Source organism: Pseudoalteromonas sp. SIMBA_162 (assembly GCF_046535955.1).
Classification (GTDB): domain Bacteria; phylum Pseudomonadota; class Gammaproteobacteria; order Enterobacterales; family Alteromonadaceae; genus Pseudoalteromonas; species Pseudoalteromonas marina.
On sequence record NZ_JAWJBQ010000587.1, the window covers coordinates 1 to 263 of the forward strand.

Genomic DNA, 263 nt, shown 5'->3' on the forward strand with positions numbered 1-263 from the left:
AACCTGTTATTCTCCGCGACCTTCTCTGACGATATTAAAGCCCTGGCGGAAAAACTGTTGCACAACCCGCTGGAAATCGAAGTGGCACGCCGCAATACCGCGTCTGATCAGGTGACCCAGCACGTTCACTTTGTCGATAAGAAACGCAAACGCGAATTGCTGTCGCACATGATTGGGAAAGGGAACTGGCAGCAGGTGCTGGTGTTTACCCGTACCAAACACGGCGCTAACCATCTGGCTGAACAGCTCAATAAAGATGGCAT

Annotated in this window: 1 pseudogene; it reads left to right on the forward strand. The window is 51.3% G+C overall.

Annotation, left to right across the window (positions count from 1 at the left end):
• Positions 1-263: pseudogene (locus R0J88_RS21035) on the forward strand (ATP-dependent RNA helicase RhlE); the annotation flags it as partial.